The organism is Siminovitchia sp. FSL H7-0308 (genome assembly GCF_037980985.1).
Classification (GTDB): domain Bacteria; phylum Bacillota; class Bacilli; order Bacillales; family Bacillaceae_C; genus Siminovitchia; species Siminovitchia thermophila.
In genome coordinates, this window is the sequence record NZ_CP150282.1 from 143,473 (window position 1) to 159,354 (window position 15,882).

The 15,882-nt window shown below is 43.4% G+C and carries 17 protein-coding genes and 1 other annotated feature; of the genes, 13 read left to right on the top strand and 4 right to left on the bottom strand.

Annotation, left to right across the window (positions count from 1 at the left end; all coding sequences use genetic code 11):
- The first annotated feature begins 9 nt into the window (after positions 1 to 9).
- The 4 genes from MHB50_RS00695 (at position 10) to MHB50_RS00710 (ending at position 2,499) form a co-directional block, all read left to right on the top strand.
- Positions 10 to 840: a flagellar hook-basal body protein gene (locus tag MHB50_RS00695; protein WP_340084698.1), complete on the top strand. Its 831-nt coding sequence runs from the start codon at positions 10 to 12 to the stop codon at positions 838 to 840.
- A gap of 32 nt (positions 841 to 872) precedes the next feature.
- Complete coding sequence (locus MHB50_RS00700; RefSeq protein ID WP_340084699.1) at positions 873 to 1,148, top strand: DNA-directed RNA polymerase subunit beta; 276 nt, start codon at positions 873 to 875, stop codon at positions 1,146 to 1,148.
- Between the two features lie 447 nt (positions 1,149 to 1,595).
- Positions 1,596 to 2,021 carry a 3-hydroxyacyl-ACP dehydratase FabZ gene (gene fabZ, locus MHB50_RS00705; RefSeq protein WP_340084700.1) on the top strand — a complete coding sequence of 142 codons (426 nt, stop codon included), beginning with the start codon at positions 1,596 to 1,598 and terminating at the stop codon, positions 2,019 to 2,021.
- A 190-nt stretch (positions 2,022 to 2,211) separates the two neighbouring features.
- Entirely contained in the window at positions 2,212 to 2,499 is a 288-nt protein-coding gene (locus tag MHB50_RS00710; RefSeq protein WP_339161123.1) for a hypothetical protein, read from the top strand.
- 27 nt (positions 2,500 to 2,526) lie between these two features.
- Here the strand turns inward: MHB50_RS00710 and MHB50_RS00715 are convergent, their stop codons facing one another.
- Positions 2,527 to 2,967, bottom strand: a complete 441-nt coding sequence (locus tag MHB50_RS00715) for a YwpF family protein (RefSeq protein WP_339161124.1) — start codon at positions 2,965 to 2,967, stop codon at positions 2,527 to 2,529.
- Between the two features lie 270 nt (positions 2,968 to 3,237).
- Between MHB50_RS00715 and ssb the strand changes: the two genes are divergently transcribed.
- Both ssb and MHB50_RS00725 read left to right on the top strand, forming a co-directional pair.
- On the top strand, positions 3,238 to 3,621 hold the full coding sequence (ssb, locus tag MHB50_RS00720) for a single-stranded DNA-binding protein (RefSeq protein WP_340084701.1): 384 nt from the start codon (positions 3,238 to 3,240) through the stop codon (positions 3,619 to 3,621).
- On the top strand, positions 3,618 to 3,803 hold the full coding sequence (locus tag MHB50_RS00725; RefSeq protein ID WP_339161127.1) for a hypothetical protein: 186 nt from the start codon (positions 3,618 to 3,620) through the stop codon (positions 3,801 to 3,803). The genes ssb and MHB50_RS00725 overlap by 4 nt, the downstream gene beginning before the upstream one ends.
- 198 nt (positions 3,804 to 4,001) lie before the next feature.
- Here MHB50_RS00725 and MHB50_RS00730 read toward each other — a convergent pair whose 3' ends face one another.
- Both MHB50_RS00730 and MHB50_RS00735 read right to left on the bottom strand, forming a co-directional pair.
- Positions 4,002 to 5,528: an alkaline phosphatase gene (locus MHB50_RS00730; RefSeq protein ID WP_339161129.1), complete on the bottom strand. Its 1,527-nt coding sequence runs from the start codon at positions 5,526 to 5,528 to the stop codon at positions 4,002 to 4,004.
- A gap of 131 nt (positions 5,529 to 5,659) precedes the next feature.
- On the bottom strand, positions 5,660 to 6,733 hold the full coding sequence (locus tag MHB50_RS00735; protein ID WP_340084702.1) for a LysM peptidoglycan-binding domain-containing protein: 1,074 nt from the start codon (positions 6,731 to 6,733) through the stop codon (positions 5,660 to 5,662).
- A gap of 199 nt (positions 6,734 to 6,932) precedes the next feature.
- Here MHB50_RS00735 and megL point away from each other — a divergent pair, with 199 nt between their 5' ends.
- Together megL and nagB are read left to right on the top strand one after the other, a co-directional pair.
- Positions 6,933 to 8,120 (top strand): methionine gamma-lyase, encoded by a 1,188-nt coding sequence (megL, locus tag MHB50_RS00740; protein ID WP_340084703.1) that lies wholly within the window; start codon positions 6,933 to 6,935, stop codon positions 8,118 to 8,120.
- A gap of 245 nt (positions 8,121 to 8,365) precedes the next feature.
- The gene (nagB, locus tag MHB50_RS00745) at positions 8,366 to 9,073 is read left to right on the top strand and encodes a glucosamine-6-phosphate deaminase (protein WP_339161137.1); all 708 of its coding nucleotides are present in this window, start codon (positions 8,366 to 8,368) and stop codon (positions 9,071 to 9,073) included.
- Positions 9,074 to 9,306: 233 nt separating this feature from the next.
- Here the strand turns inward: nagB and MHB50_RS00750 are convergent, their stop codons facing one another.
- The gene (locus MHB50_RS00750; protein WP_339161140.1) at positions 9,307 to 9,711 is read right to left on the bottom strand and encodes a helix-turn-helix transcriptional regulator; all 405 of its coding nucleotides are present in this window, start codon (positions 9,709 to 9,711) and stop codon (positions 9,307 to 9,309) included.
- Between the two features lie 187 nt (positions 9,712 to 9,898).
- Between MHB50_RS00750 and MHB50_RS00755 the strand changes: the two genes are divergently transcribed.
- The 5 genes from MHB50_RS00755 to ilvN all read left to right on the top strand — a co-directional run bounded on the left by MHB50_RS00755 (position 9,899) and on the right by ilvN (position 15,876).
- Entirely contained in the window at positions 9,899 to 10,396 is a 498-nt protein-coding gene (locus MHB50_RS00755; protein WP_339161144.1) for a hypothetical protein, read from the top strand.
- A 240-nt stretch (positions 10,397 to 10,636) separates the two neighbouring features.
- Positions 10,637 to 11,536 carry a branched-chain-amino-acid transaminase gene (gene ilvE / locus MHB50_RS00760; protein WP_339165552.1) on the top strand — a complete coding sequence of 300 codons (900 nt, stop codon included), beginning with the start codon at positions 10,637 to 10,639 and terminating at the stop codon, positions 11,534 to 11,536.
- A gap of 32 nt (positions 11,537 to 11,568) precedes the next feature.
- A complete protein-coding gene (gene ilvD, locus MHB50_RS00765; RefSeq protein ID WP_340084704.1) occupies positions 11,569 to 13,233 on the top strand; it encodes a dihydroxy-acid dehydratase in 1,665 nt (554 codons plus the stop codon).
- A gap of 3 nt (positions 13,234 to 13,236) precedes the next feature.
- Positions 13,237 to 13,484: a binding site (T-box leader), on the top strand.
- Between the two features lie 155 nt (positions 13,485 to 13,639).
- Positions 13,640 to 15,361 carry an acetolactate synthase large subunit gene (ilvB, locus tag MHB50_RS00770; RefSeq protein ID WP_077109594.1) on the top strand — a complete coding sequence of 574 codons (1,722 nt, stop codon included), beginning with the start codon at positions 13,640 to 13,642 and terminating at the stop codon, positions 15,359 to 15,361.
- A complete protein-coding gene (gene ilvN, locus MHB50_RS00775; protein WP_077109593.1) occupies positions 15,358 to 15,876 on the top strand; it encodes an acetolactate synthase small subunit in 519 nt (172 codons plus the stop codon). Before ilvB ends, ilvN begins: the two co-directional genes overlap by 4 nt.
- Positions 15,877 to 15,882 lie beyond the last annotated feature (6 nt).

Genomic DNA, 15,882 nt, shown 5'->3' on the forward strand with positions numbered 1-15,882 from the left:
GAATGTACAGTGAATAGAACAATGATTACAGCAGTAAACACATTAAATCAGTTGCAACAGCAAGTTGAATTGGTTAGCAATAACATCGCCAATTCAAGCACCACCGGTTATAAAAGACGAGAAGCTTCTTTCGCTGACTTAATAGCCCAGCAAATAAACAATCAGCCCAATACAGCAGCTGAAGTCGGAAGAACATCTGCTTTCGGAATACGTCAATCAGTCGGTGCCAGATTATCACAAACAGCCATGATTGCTGCACAAGGGCCTTTAAAATCAACCGAGCGCCAGTTGGATATTGCTTTTACAAAAGAGAATCAATATTTAAAAGTGCGTGCCCAAGATGGCTCCATCCAGTTTACCAGAGATGGCGAACTTGGATTTCAATTGAATGGGAACGGCGAGTATATCTTGACGACGAAAGAAGGAAATCCCGTTCTTACGGAAGACAATCAGACCATCACTGTTCCGGCTAAAGTGGAACAGTGGACGATGATACAGCCGGGCTTGTTTGAAGCCCGGTTGGCAAACGGACAGCAAATGAACTTCCGTTTGGGCGTTATTTCGTTAAACAATCCACAATTTATGGAGCAAAAAGGCAATTCGCTTATTGGGATTCCGGCTGATTTGGAAGGGGCAGTAAACCCGAATATAATATATACGGAATTAAATGGGGCAAGAAACAATGAAATTTCCATGCAATCGGGCGCACTGGAGTTATCCAATGTTGATATCGGAAAAGAAATGACTGACTTAATGACTGCACAACGTTCAATGCAATTTCAATCAAGAACTGTAACGCTTGCCGACCAAATGATGGGACTAGTGAATGGGATCAGGTAACTCTCGATCGGCCGATACGAAGGGGTTCTACTATGTCAGCTAAATTTTTACGTAAAGAAGAAGCAAAAGCGATCCATAAAAAAGAAAAGCGGCATGAAGAGAAAAAAAAGGAACGTTCCCCGGAAAAAATTAAAGTACGTCTCATTCCCATTTGGTTGCGGACGATCATTGTCCTTCTTTCCATTTTCATCTGCTTGATAACTGGGGTAGTCGTCGGATACAGTGTCATTGGAGATGGAAAGCCGCAGGATGCCTTGAAAAAATCAACTTGGACCCATATTATTGATTTAGTAAATAAAGATCGTTGATGAGACTGGGACACAACTAAATCAGCTGATGAAAAAACGAACAATAAAGTGAAACCATTCATTGCTAGTTGAACCAATCGGGCATTTAGGTGCCGTTATCTCCTACTTAGCCCTTTTGTATTCACTCAAGATTTTGAAGTGGGAGTCATACGGCACCTTACATGCCGGATAAATTGTCCCAGTGTATCATATACGCAAGCTTTTAGCGTAGTCAACATATGTAGACTCCTGCGGGAATAGCTCGAGCTGAAGATCCCGCAGGAAAGCGATCTTTGCTTTCCGAGGAAGCTGAAGCCGTGCCCGCGGAAAGCAAAATATGTTGACGTAGCGATGATAGGGATTTTTTTAACACAACTAAACCGAACAATTATAAATGAATTGTTCGGCTTTTGCTATTTCGTATTTGCTTATGTCCCAGCTTTTTTTAATATGAGGAGGAGTCGAAATATGCTTGATATTAACCAAATAAAAGAAATTATTCCTCACCGTTATCCATTTTTACTTATTGACCAAATTTTGGAAGTGGCAGAAGGAAAACGGGCTGTTGGCATAAAAAATGTAACGGCGAATGAGGATTTTTTTAACGGGCATTTCCCGGACTATCCTGTTATGCCCGGAGTCCTTATCGTAGAAGCATTGGCGCAGGTAGGGGCTGTTGCGATGCTTAAAAAGGAGGAAAACAGGGGAAAACTTGCTTTTTTTGGCGGAATTGACAAATGCCGTTTCAAACGGCAAGTAAAACCTGGAGATCGGTTAAGACTGGAAGTGGAGATGATCCGTGTCAAAGGGCCGGTCGGCAAAGGAAAAGGGATTGCCACCGTCAATAATGAAGTCGTTTGTGAAACGGAAATCATGTTTGCCCTAGGAGAATAACGGCTATAAAAAAGCAGAGAGGGTATTTTTTTGTGAATTATTCCTTTCTAACATATTTTTTTGAAGTATTTTGGGGATTTTGGGAAAGCTAATGTCAGGCCTAAAAGGGTCCAACAGAAAACGGAAAATCGGCAATGCCGATCTGCCCGGAATTATGCGGGACGAATAAAATCTGAAAGGAGCTTACCAAATGAGTCCAAAAGTGTCAAAAATGATTGGAGGAGCAGTACTTGCGTCATTGCTGTTAGTTGGATGCGCAAATAATGACAATGACAAGGAGCCGAACGATAATAACAACGGGGTAGTCGAGGATAATAACGGAACGAACGACACCAACAATGGTGTAAATGACGGAGACAACAATAACAACAACGACAACAATGACGGTAACAACCTCGATGACAACGGCAAGATGAATGATGCGGATAATGATTTAAATAACGATCCGAACATGGATGACAACGAAAACAATCAATAAAAAAGCGGGGTCAATGCCCTGCTTTTTTTATTTTGACTTTTTGATGCTGCCAACAGGTTTTTTCCCTATCTTCATTCTTACTTTAAATTCGGCCAGCAGTTCTTCACCTTCCAAGCCTTCTTTAATCAAATCGTCGAGGAGAAGTTCCAAATACTCATTGCGCCTTTTACTCAAGCGACCGGAGAAGAGCACACTAATATGTTCCTCCATATCCACGATCTGGTGTATTTTTACAGTGAATGGGGCCGGATCATTGGCTGCATGGGTAATGATAACCCGGATTTCAAGCGGCATATTTTGTTCACGCAACTTTTCGAAATACGGTTTATATTGTGCATCGATAAATGCTTCAATCACCCAGCTCCCATCTTCATTTTCTTTATTGATGATTAAACCATCCTTCAACGGTATGTTTTTGGCATGTTTTTCCTCTAAAACTTGCAGGGCAACGATTTTAAAGGTTTTCAAATCGCGTCTCCTCCATACGTTTCTTTTATAAAATTATAACACTTAACCCATCCGTTGTATTGTGATATCCGGTTTTTGCCTATGAAAAGAAACATGTAAATTGATTTATTTTTATTGTTTGGCATCCAAAATCCGGAGTAAAGCGATCAGTTCTAAGAAGATTTTCTAGTTTTCGGAGGGAGTTTTCACGAAAAAATGAATTTTTCCTATTTTACAACAGGTAATTGGACCTTATATACTAAGTATGAAAATAATGAAAGGGGTGATTGATTGATTAACCAAGTAACGTTGGTAGGCAGGCTGACAAAGGATCCCGAGCTGCGGTATACAATGGAGGGGAGGGCTGTGCTCAACATTATGCTCGCTTTAAACCGCCATTATAAAAATGCCAATGGTGAATATGACGCAGACTTCGTTCTATGTACTTTATGGAATAAGACCGCAGAAAACACTGCCAAATATTGCAGTAAAGGGTCCGTCATTGGTGTAATCGGTAAAATTCAAACGAGATATTATGAGGACCAAGATGGGAAAAGAGTATATGTGACCGAGGTAATGGCGGATTCTGTCAAGTTTATGGGCGGAAAGCCGGCACGTGAAAGTCCTTCAAAATCGCCTGCTGAAACGCTTGAGTTTAAGGAGGTGAATGTTTGAAGCAGGTCCCCACGTATCAATCGCTGGAAATACTGATCAGCGACCTCATTTTTATGCTGGGCAAAGCCAACGAAAAAATCCATTCTCTCACTGATCGGGTTTACCAGCTTGAGCTTTTGCATGAACATTTTCCCGGCCATCCCACTCTTTCCAAACAACATATTTCCCTCGAGAAAAAATAACAATAATGGTTGATTCTATCCTTTCTATATCAACTCTCCGCATCATATCCTCATTTTGGCAGACCAGCAGGTAAAAGCTGGTCTTTTTTCTCATGGAACCATTCATGTTGTGGTATGATAAAGACATCCAGGCTGAGTGCTTGCCGCCTGGATGCATTGAGTTCGATCCATTTACTTTTCTTCCGTAACATAGTGGTTTCATTTAGGGATCCAAAAGGTGTGCCCGTTAAAAACGACAATGCCGGGCAATGTTTCTTCACGGCCATTTACTTTTCTTTTATTTTGATTAGCAGGGTATTCGACAACAGTAGTTCCTTTCCTGGCAATAAATACGTCGCCGCTATTCGCTTTTCTTTCACTCCTCGTTTCATATCCTTTATTTTCGTAATATTGTTGGGCAGGGATGAATCTTTTTTTCGTGAACTCAGAAAGGGAGCCAAGCTCCAGATGTGCCACTACTTTGGCGGGAAGGTCGGTATTATTAATGAGCCCGGTAGGCTTTTTGGGCCCGTATGCGTATAGAAAAACGTCCTCTCCAGAGTGGCCGCGAGTGGTGAATCCAAGATGTGCCCGTTCTGCCATCAGGGTGACAAGTTCCTTTTCAATGTCTTTGCTTTCCTTGATCTTCTTGATGTTACTTTGGGCTAGATTGTCCAAACCATAAAGATGGAGGACTTCTTCTAAATTGGAGCGGTCATGTTTCAATTGCGAAACAGCTCCCGTGACAGTTAATGAGGCTTTTTTTAAGGGGGCGACAAACTTTTCCGCCGGCGTCTCGGCATATGTTTCGTCTGTTTGCTCATTTCCCATCGTTAAACCGCTGTTCCCATGATCGGCAACTGCGATTAAAAGCGTGTTCCGATGTTTCTTGGCAAATGCCAGCGCTTCCTTTACTGCTGCATCAAAAGCCAGTACCTCGCTTATCATGCCTACTGGATCGTTTTTATGTGCTGCATAATCCACTTTGCTTCCTTCAATAAATAGAAAAAAACCTTCCGGATGATTGGATAGCGCGCCTAAAGCTTTTTTTGTCATATCAACGAGGGATGGTTGTTCCGGATTCAGCGTTGGCCGATCGAGGTCGTACGCCAAGTCTTCTTCGGCAAAAAAGCCGTATAGCTCGTTTTCTTTTGCTTTTTGCAATTCGGATTTTGTCTGGACCATACGAACATCCCTGTTTTCATTAACAAATGCATATTTTTTGCCGCCGCCCAGCAGGATGTCGATGTTTTGGTGTGCTTGCTGTTGGCCGATTTCATGCATGTTATCACGGCTCATTGTGTGGGATGAAAAAGCGGCCGGAGTGGCATGCTGGACAGGGGAAGTAGCTACAATGCCAGTTGCAAGTCCTTTCGCTTTCGCTGCTTCCAGTATGGTTGCTACTGGACGTCCTCTTATTTTTCCATCAGTGTCTTGATAGGGCACCATCCCTATATAATCTTTTAGCGTTTTATGACCGGTGGCCATGGCGGAGGCTGCTGCGGCCGAATCTGTAATCGCGGATTGGTAGGAATATGTTTGTACGCCGCCAGTTAAGATGGAATCGAGTGCGAGCGGCTCTCCTTTATAATGTCTCGCCAATGTGATCACGTCGGCGTTTGTACCATCCATCACCATAAAGATGACATTCTTTTGCTTCTTGCTCGCTTCGTTATCTTCTTCTTTCCAAGGAGTGGAAAAGGGTAGCCCGAATAATAGCAACATCATCAATATTTTTCTGACCATTTAAACACTCCCCCAGAGTTATAAATGATGTTTATTATTCGGGTAAAAACGGTATTTTATTCGTAAAAAAGAATTCTACGGAATGATCACAACAAAAAACCGCAGCTTATCAATTGCTGCGGGAAAAGTGATTAATAAAACTTTTTATAACTGTCAAATTTGCTCTTCCAATAAGAATTGTTTACATTTGAAATTTCTACGCCATTGCTGCCGGCGTGGACGAATTGTCCGCCGCCAATATAAATCCCAAGATGGGAAATACCACTTTTATATGTATTTTTGAAAAAAACCAAATCCCCTGGCTGTGGGTTGTTTATAAAATAAGAACGGTTATAATATCCTTCTGCGCTTGTTCTGCTAATGCTTTTTCCTGACTGTTTAAATACGTAGTGAATAAAGCCGCTGCAGTCAAATCCGGCAGGTGAAGATCCTCCCCAAGCATATTTCGTTCCAACCAAACTCTTTGCGGTATCAATGACGCCCGATCCGGTTTGTTTAACAGGCTGCGGCTTGGTTGGGGCCGGGCTGGCTTGTTGCGGGGGTTGGCTGCTTCCTGGTGATGTCCCACCGCTTACTTTCAGTGTTTGTCCGGCAAAAATCAAGTCAGATCTCAGCCCGTTTATCTGTTTAAGACGGTTAACGGTTGTCCCATAACGGGCGGCAATTTTGCTTAATGTATCTCCAGCCACAATTTTATATGTTCCACCGCTGTTACCGGAACCCGAGCTTGGTGCTGGTGTTGGTGCCGGTGAGTTTTGAGCAGGTGATCCATTTGCGCTTCCAGACACTTTCAAAACTTGCCCGACTCGAATAAGATCCGAACGTAAGCCGTTCAAAGATTTTAATTGAGCGACGCTCGTATTGTGCATGTTTGCTATTTTAATTAAATAATCTCCGGACTTGACGGTATATGTAGCGCTTGATCCGGAAGAACTTCCAGTACTGGAAGAAGATGGTCTTGCGGCGGGTGCTGCCGATTGGTTTGATGTAGATGTGGCGTCAATTTTCAATACTTGCTTTGGGAATATAATATCGGTATTTAATTTGTTTATTTCCTTGAGACGGGATACGCTAGTTTTAAACTGATTAGCTATTTTCCAAAGACTGTCCCCCGGCTTAACCTCGTAAGATGATGCAGAGGCTTTTCCAGCAAAAGTAGTCGCCATAATAGCTACCGTAGCAGCGCCTACCAGCTTTTTCCTCATATTTGTATTCCCCCTAAGTTTTGAATGGCTTTTCAGCCAGTTTAACATAAAAAATCCACATTTCATGAAAATAATACAAAATGTTACATTATTTTAATAAAGAAACCATATATTTCCAATAGCTACGAAATGTAATTCTTTTCATCCTGAGGGTGATATCATAAAATGAAAGAAGAGATGTATTCCAGGAGGTTATAAAGTGAAAAAGAATAACAATATTGAGACACAAGTAATACACGCGGGGTATAACCCGTTAGAGCATTCAGGCAGCCTGACCCCGCCTTTATTCCAAACATCAACGTTCTCTTTCCCGACAGCGGAAGAAGGGGAGTCCCGTTTTGCCGGTGAATCAGAAGGGCATATTTATTCACGGTTTGGCAATCCGACCATTGCCATACTGGAAGAAAGAATGGCGGCGCTGGAAAATGGGGCAGCCGCACTCGCTTTTACTTCAGGAATGGCTGCAGTAAGCGCCACATTATTTCATTTAACGAAATCCCATGACCACATTTTATGTTCGGATGGCATTTATGGTTGTACGTTTGGGCTTTTACAACTGTTAAAGCAAAAGTATGAAATAGACCATGACTTGATCAATATGGATGACGAAGAAACGTTGCGTAATGCAATTCGCCCAGAAACTGCGGTTATTTATGTTGAAACGCCGATTAACCCGACCATGAAGCTTGTCGATCTCGAAATGATTGTAAAAGTGGCGAAAGAACATGGTATTCGAGTGGTTGTGGACAACACGTTCTGCTCCCCGTATTTACAGCAGCCGCTAACACTTGGTTGTGACTATGTTGTGCACAGTGCCACCAAATATATTGGAGGCCACGGGGATGTCATTGCCGGAATTATCGTTGGGGCCGACAAGGAAGAGATGGCGGAAATGGCCGCGTCTGTCAGAAAAGATATCGGAGGGATTATTTCTCCATTTGACGCATGGTTGCTCATACGTGGTTTAAAAACGCTGGCAGTCAGATTAGACCGCCACTGCGACAATGCTAAAAAAATTGCTGAAACATTAAAATCACATCCAAAAGTCGGAAAAATGTTTTATCCCGGGGATGAGGAGTTTCCACAATATCAATTAGCCCAAAAGCAGATGAGACGTTCGGGCGGCATGATCAGCTTTGAAGTGAAAGGTACGAAGGAAGAGGCGCAGGCTATTTTAAACCGCGTACAGCTCATCAAGCTCGCGGTCAGTCTGGGAGACACCGAAACGCTTATTCAACATCCCGCATCGATGACCCATGCCGGAATATCGAAGGATGAGCGTGAAAAGATGGGCATTTCCGACACATTGATCCGGCTGTCCGTCGGTTTAGAAGCTTGGGAAGATATTTGGGCTGATTTGAAACAGGCACTTGATGGAATAAAATAAAATTTGAAGACAGCTTGTCTGTATACAGGGCAAGCTTTTTTTCTGATCATGATGAGCTTTCATGACGATGTGTTACGTGCTGGTTGATTTTCTCATTGTCATAAAAAAAGAGGGACTGCTATAATAAAAAAATGTCATACTGAGTTTTAAGGAAGGATAAATGTCTGGGTGCTGACAGATATGCGCCACCCTTTAAAACCTCAGGACTTCAATGAGAAGATCGGCATGTAAAGGAGGAAGCTTGAATGAACGTGTTAATATGTAAAACCGCTGTAGAGGCAACAGAACAGGCATATGATATTTTTAAAAGAAGCTTCGGAAATGGGCTGAAGACACTTGGTTTGGCAACGGGAAGCACGCCCCTAAAATTGTATGAGAAGATTCGTACTTCAGGATGGGATGTTTCCCATGTCACGACAGTAAATCTGGATGAATATATCGGGCTCTCGCCGGATAGTCCTCAAAGTTACAATTATTACATGCAAGAAGAATTGTTTAAATACATGAACTTTAAAAATACGTATCTACCAAATGGAATGGCAGAAGACCCGCAGGAAGAATGTGAGCGATACGAGCAAATCCTCAAAGAAAATCCCGTTGATTTGCAAATATTGGGAATCGGCCCCAACGGCCATATCGGCTTCAACGAACCGGGAACATCCTTCCATTCTCTTACTCATGTTGCCGAACTGACCCCTTCTACACGTGAAGCAAACAAACGATTCTTTGAAAAGGACGAAGAAGTCCCCACTAAGGCCATTACAATGGGCATCTCATCAATCATGGCTGCCAAGGAAATTATCATGCTTGCGTTTGGAGAAGGAAAAGCAGATGCTGTGCGCAAGATGGTAGAAGGTCCCGTATCGGTCGATTGTCCAGCGTCTGTTTTGCAAAAGCATGAACACGCTTGGGTCATCTTGGATGAGGGTGCTGCCGAAAAATTGAAAAGATAAATATAAAACCGAACCCCGGCCCGATATGCTCTCCTTTAAGCAGACAGGTAAAAAATTGAAAACCTGGATGCTAAAAGGGGAGCAGTTCAGCCAAAGCAGAGGTTCGGTTTTTATCGTTCGTCGCAGCTTCTTTTTCTGTTTGTTTCCGTGATCTTGCGTTGTGAAACCGCATCCTGTTCGTAAATATAGCTTCCCTAAAAAAAGACTTGGGTCTTAAAAAGCTGAGAAACCTTCTATTGATTTTCATTAAATTTTAGCAGGTGAGGAAGGAGCTCAGTGAGCGCTTTTTGGGTTTTCTCGGATGCATACGACAAATTGACAAGAGCGCTTAGCAATTTCGGATTTTTTTGAAGCATTTCAATGACGCGCTGCATATCGGCATCTCGGGAATGTTCCCGCAAAACAAGGGGCGGGTATTCTTTTCCTGTCGGATCACCAAACATCATCCGCATCAATTGCTCATCGGGAATGGAATAGGCACGTTTAAAATCTTTTAACATGTCTATTGTAATTTGTCTTTTTCCTGTCTCATAAAAAGAAAGGGCGGTTTGGCTGATATGAAGACGGCGTATGGCCTCTTCCTGGCTTAATTTTAATATTTCCACGCGATATTTCCTTAACTCTTCATGAAAAGCCATCGTCATCCCCCGTTAACTTTTTTGTCTAAACATAACGGGTTTTTTCTTCTCGAAAGCTTGATATTCAATTTTGTAATAAAATTTCCTATTTCATTTTAAAATAATGAGAATTATACAATAAAAGTCTGTTTTCTTTATGGGTACTTTTAACTATGATAAAGGTAACGGGAGAAGGGGGTGAATGGTAGTGTCTGCGTTTGTCAAAATAAAAAAGGTAATTGCGAAAGGCGGTTTGATAGGAAAAAATATGGCATTGGTTTGTAAGGGGACGAGGGTTGAGGGTACACATATATTTCTAATGAAGCCAAAGTTTCATTTCTATGACTCACTCATTAGCAACACTCCTCTGGACCCTCATCATTCGGAGTCCTTCCGTTTATCTCCCCTCCACGTTGAAACAACCATCATGATTGAAATAAAGGCCGATGTTCACAAATGGCGAGCGGCAATATCCATAGATTTGAACAAATGGAAATTTTTTGTGGACCCCTATTTGGACGAGACCGGCTTCTTTCCGCAGAGAATGGCCTACATGCTGCTTGCGTCTTTCGGATTGAAAAACAACCGCCATGAACTAAGCTTCGCAACATTGGCCACGATGAGAAATTCCTACGTAAGATACATAAGAAGTCCTCATCTCCATCGGGATCAAGGCGGTAAAGAAGGGCCGGAATCAAAAAGCTGAGGTACTCCTTTCACCCAATGAATGTTCAGAAGCATTTTCCAATCATTATTCAAAAATAATTCAAAAATACAGATCATTGATACGATCATATTTGTAAACGGATACATTATTTTATTACCTTTCAAACAGCTACAAGATTCTGAAAAATGGTTGACGAAACCCCGAAACCACGGTATTATTTAGAACAATGTATCCCACTAAAGTATAGTAAATGGGTAAGTTTGAGAGGGGCGAAAAATGGTGAGTGAGCAATGGATTTTCCTCGACGGCGAATTAGTAACGAAAGAAGATGCCGTTGTTTCGGTATATGATCACGGATTCCTGTATGGGGACGGTGTTTTCGAAGGTGTTCGATCATACAATGGAAACATATTTCGACTGAACGAACACTTAACCAGATTATACGAATCTGCAAAATCAGTGATGATAGATATACCGTATACGAAAGAGGAAATGACTCAGGTTCTAATAGAAACTCTCCGGAAAAACAATCTGAAAGATGCCTATATTCGTCTCGTTGTTTCCCGTGGAGTCGGGGATTTAGGGTTGGATCCAGCAAACTGCAGAAAACCTTCTGTCATTGTCATTGCTGAACCGCTCCGTATTTTCCCGAAGGAAATGTATGAATCGGGAATAGAAATCGTAACGGCCTCGACACGGAGAAACCGTTCAGATGTCTTAAGCCCGATGGTAAAATCCTTAAACTACTTAAATAATATTCTTGTAAAAATAGAGGCGAATCTTGCCGGAGCACATGAAGCTCTTATGTTAAATGATCAGGGATATGTGGCGGAAGGTTCAGCTGATAACATCTTTCTCGTAAAAGATCAGAAGCTGTATACGCCCCCTGGACATATTGGAGCGCTCGTAGGAGTTACGAGAAATGTCATTATCGAAGTTGCTCGTGAAAAAGGCTATGAAGTATTGGAGTCTGTTTTTACATTACACGATGTTTACACAGCAGATGAAGTATTTTTGACCGGTACAGCCGCGGAAGTCATCGCAGCCGTAAAAATTGATGGCCGCGTGGTCGGAGACGGAAAACCTGGCCCGGTTACAAACGACTTGCTTGAAAGTTTCAGAAAAATAACAACAACAGACGGAGTCAAAGTTTACGACGAGGCTCTACATGTAAGCTAAGACAGATAAAAGAGAAGGAAGCGGGGATTGACATGCGGAGCGACATGATAAAAAAGGGGATAGACCGAGCCCCGCACCGGAGCTTGCTTTACGCAACGGGTGTAAAAACAAAAGATTTGGATAAACCGTTTATCGGTGTTTGTAATTCATATATTGACATCATTCCAGGGCATAAGCATTTACGGGAATTTGCCGAAGTGGTGAAGGAAGCCATTTGGGAAGCCGGAGGCGTTCCGTTTGAATTCAACACAATCGGCGTCGACGATGGCATTGCCATGGGACATATTGGAATGCGTTATTCACTGCCCAGCCGGGAACTGATCGCGGATGCTGCGGAAACGGTTATCAACGCACACTGGTTTGACGGTGTATTTTATATTCCCAACTGTGACAAAATCACACCGGGAATGCTCATGGCGGCTTTCCGGACAAATGTCCCGTCGATATTTGTCTCGGGCGGTCCGATGGAAGGCGGGATGTCTTCAGATGGTGATCCGTTGACTTTAACTTCTGTTTTTGAAGGAGTCGGAGCCTATCACGCCGGAAAAATGACAGCGGAGAAATTGCTAGACATTGAACAGAATGCATGTCCGACATGCGGCTCTTGTTCCGGAATGTTCACAGCAAACTCCATGAATTCCTTAATGGAAATGCTGGGGGTTACCATTCCCGGAAACGGAACAATTGTCGCCACATCAAATGAGCGTCACCGTTTAATCAAAGAAGCCGCCAAAAATTTGATCCGCATGGTCAAGGAAGATGTCAAGCCAAGAGACCTTGTGACCGAACGGACCATTGATGATGCATTTGCACTTGATATGGCCATGGGCGGCTCAACAAATACGGTTCTCCACACATTGGCTATTGCACACGAGGCAGAAATAGATTACGATTTATCTAGAATTAACGAAGTAGCCAAACGTGTTCCTTATTTGTCAAAAATCGCTCCAGCATCTAACTACACGATGCAGGACGTCCACGAAGCCGGTGGAATCAGTGCCATCATTCGCGAATTATGCGAGATGGGCGCTGTTGAGCGTGATCGTTTGACCGTTACTGGCAAAACCGTTTATGAAAATGTGAAAGACAGCGTCATTACCAATCCTGAAGTCATACGGCCAAGGGAGAAGGCATATAGTCCAGTTGGAGGATTATCCATCCTTTACGGAAACATCGCTCCAAATGGCGGGGTCATTAAAGTTGGCGCGGTGGACCCGTCGATTACAACATTCCGGGGTAAAGCGATTGTATTTAACTCTCAGGAAGATGCGCAAAAAGGAATTAACGACGGTACTGTACAATCGGGACATGTCGTAGTCATTCGTTACGAAGGGCCAAAAGGCGGACCCGGAATGCCGGAAATGCTCGCGCCTACGTCAGCCATTGCCGGCCGGGGACTGGACAAAGAAGTCGCTCTGATAACAGATGGGCGTTTCTCCGGGGCATCAAGAGGAATCTCGATAGGACATATTTCTCCTGAAGCTGCTGAAGGCGGACCAATCGCATTAGTGGAAAATGACGATGAAATTTTTATTGATTTGGAAAATCGGACTATTCAACTGCTGGTAGATGATGTTATACTTGCCGAAAGGCAGAAGAACTTAAAACCGTTTGAACCGAAGATCAAGAAAGGTTACTTGGCAAGATACTCAAAGCTGGTCACGTCCGCAAGTACAGGCGGCGTCATGAAAATATAAACCTTAAAGGCAATGATGAGGAAAAAGTGGATGAAGCCCTGCATTTACAGAGAGCCGGAACTGCTGGAAACCGGCAATGCAGTCATTCGCGACATCACCTTAGAGCCGGAATCCTGAAAGCGAAAGCGATTATGGATTCACGGGGATTACCCAAAGTTCCCGTTATCAATGAACAGCTTACCTGCTGTTCATAAGTCAGTGATTGTCACTGTAAAGTAGGGTGGTACCATGAAAGTTTTTTCATCCCTGCATAAAAGGTTCTCCTTTTGTGTGGGCTGAAAAAACTTTTTTTATTATAAAAAAATGACAAGATGAGTTGCTGCCGCACTGGTAAAAGTTCTTATTAAAAATAATCATTCAATTCAAAATGAAAGGAAGGCGCTAAGAGGTGAGTATAGGTTTCCCGATGAAGACAGGCAACCAAAAACAAGACACGGAAACGCAAGAGCAAGTTAAGACTGGAGCAGACTTGTTCATAGAAGCACTGCAAAAGGAAAACGTCGAAATCATTTTCGGATATCCGGGAGGAGCTGTACTCCCGATTTACGATGCTTTATATAAAAACCCGATCAGGCATATTCTGACAAGGCACGAACAAGGAGCCATCCATGCCGCGGAAGGATATGCAAGGGTAACCGGAAAACCGGGTGTTGTCATTGCTACTTCCGGCCCGGGGGCTACAAACCTTGTGACGGGTATTGCCGATGCCATGATGGATTCCCTTCCACTCGTTATTTTTACCGGACAGGTCGGCAGTTCCGTGCTAGGAACAGATGCATTCCAAGAGTCGGACATTGTCGGAATCACGATGCCGATTACAAAACACAACTATCAGGTGAAAAAGCTGGAAGACCTTGGCCGGATTATTAAAGAAGCATTTTACATTGCGTCGACCGGAAGGCCCGGCCCTGTACTCATCGATATTCCGAAAGACATCGCGACGCAAACGGCAGGCGTTTATCCGGAAAAGCCAATTCATCTGCCGGGGTATCAGCCGACCACACGGCCAAACTATTTGCAAATTCAAAAGCTGGTCAATGCCATGGCCAGTGCGAAAAAACCACTTATACTTGCAGGGGCGGGTGTCCTGTTTGCAAAGGCCGCGGAAGCATTCCAGGCTTTTGTTGAAAACACAAGGTTCCCGGTGACGAATACATTACTCGGGCTTGGCAGCATCCCTGGCGACCATCCTCAATTCCTGGGAATGGCGGGTATGCACGGAACTTACGCATCCAACATGGCAATTACCGAATGTGATTTGCTCATCAACTTTGGAGCCCGGTTTGATGATCGCTTGACTGGAAACTTGGAACACTTTGCACCGAACGCAACAATCGCCCATATCGATATTGACCCGGCCGAAATCGGGAAGAACGTTCCCACGGAGATTCCGATTGTGGCTGATGCAAAAGCGGTATTGGAAGAGCTCAACAAAACGGATTTCCATGTTCCGGATATTTCCGAATGGACAGAGCACTTGGATGAGTACCAAACAAAATATCCGTATAAAACGCCGGAATCAAAGGAGAATGAGTTGTCTTCACCGCATGTGATCGAAATGATTCACGAAATCACTAACGGAGAGGCCATTATCACAACAGATGTCGGACAGCACCAAATGTGGACCGCCCAATACTATCGCTTTAAAGGTCCACACAAATGGGTTACCTCCGGAGGACTGGGATCGATGGGCTTTGGTTTTCCATCAGCGATCGGCGCGCAAGTTGCCGACCCTGAAAGGACGGTTGTTTCCATTTCAGGAGATGCGGGCTTCCAAATGTGTCTTCAAGAGTTGTCAGTCGTAAAGGAACTTGGGTTGCCGATCAAGATCGTTATTTTAAACAATAAATGTCTTGGAATGGTTCGCCAATGGCAGGAAAAGTTCTACGAGGAGCGTTATTCCCAGTCGTTGATTCCCGAGCAGCCTGACTTTATCAAACTTGGCGAAGCATATGGGATTAAAGGCTATAAAGTGGAAAACGCCGAGGAAGCGAAAGCCATTTTTGAAAAAACATTTAATACTCCGGAGCCGGTTATCATTGATTGCCGTGTCATCCAGGAAGAGAATGTCTATCCAATGGTTGCCCCAGGCACAGGACTACATGAAATGATTGGGGTGGGACAATGAAACGTGTTGTAACATTAACAGTCAACAATAATAGTGGTGTCCTTAACAGGATTACCGGACTGTTTTCCAAAAGACAGTTTAACATCGAAAGCATCACCGTCGGACCAACGATGAACCCGGGGATTTCCAAAATGACATTAATCGTTCCGATTGAAGATCCGGCGAAGATGGAACAGCTTTTAAAACAACTGCAAAAACAGATAGATGTTTTAAAAGTGACAGACATTACAGATAAGAGAATGGTCACAAGGGAACTGGCATTAATCAAAGTCACTTGCCCGCCGGCAATTCGCAGCGAAGTATACAGCATCATCGAACCGTTCAGGGCAACCGTCATTGATATGGGCAAGAACATTATTACCGTCCAAGTCACCGGCGAACCTTCAAAGGTTGAAGCATTTATCGACCTGTTGAAGCCGTATGGCATTAAGGATATTTCTCGAACAGGCGCTACGGCGTTTGTTCGGGAACATCAAATACAAGAAACATCAGAACAATCAATTTTACAATTATAAAAGAGG

What these genes read in the sequence shown, in the direction of transcription:
- MHB50_RS00700 (WP_340084699.1), top strand. Translation starts at nt 873, where the DNA reads ATGTCAGCTAAATTTTTACGTAAAGAAGAAGCAAAAGCGATCCATAAA.
- fabZ (WP_340084700.1), top strand. Translation starts at nt 1,596, where the DNA reads ATGCTTGATATTAACCAAATAAAAGAAATTATTCCTCACCGTTATCCA.
- MHB50_RS00710 (WP_339161123.1), top strand. Translation starts at nt 2,212, where the DNA reads ATGAGTCCAAAAGTGTCAAAAATGATTGGAGGAGCAGTACTTGCGTCA.
- MHB50_RS00730 (WP_339161129.1), bottom strand. Translation starts at nt 5,528, where the DNA reads ATGGTCAGAAAAATATTGATGATGTTGCTATTATTCGGGCTACCCTTT.
- MHB50_RS00735 (WP_340084702.1), bottom strand. Translation starts at nt 6,733, where the DNA reads ATGAGGAAAAAGCTGGTAGGCGCTGCTACGGTAGCTATTATGGCGACT.
- nagB (WP_339161137.1), top strand. Translation starts at nt 8,366, where the DNA reads ATGAACGTGTTAATATGTAAAACCGCTGTAGAGGCAACAGAACAGGCA.
- MHB50_RS00750 (WP_339161140.1), bottom strand. Translation starts at nt 9,711, where the DNA reads ATGGCTTTTCATGAAGAGTTAAGGAAATATCGCGTGGAAATATTAAAA.
- ilvD (WP_340084704.1), top strand. Translation starts at nt 11,569, where the DNA reads ATGCGGAGCGACATGATAAAAAAGGGGATAGACCGAGCCCCGCACCGG.
- ilvB (WP_077109594.1), top strand. Translation starts at nt 13,640, where the DNA reads ATGAAGACAGGCAACCAAAAACAAGACACGGAAACGCAAGAGCAAGTT.
- ilvN (WP_077109593.1), top strand. Translation starts at nt 15,358, where the DNA reads ATGAAACGTGTTGTAACATTAACAGTCAACAATAATAGTGGTGTCCTT.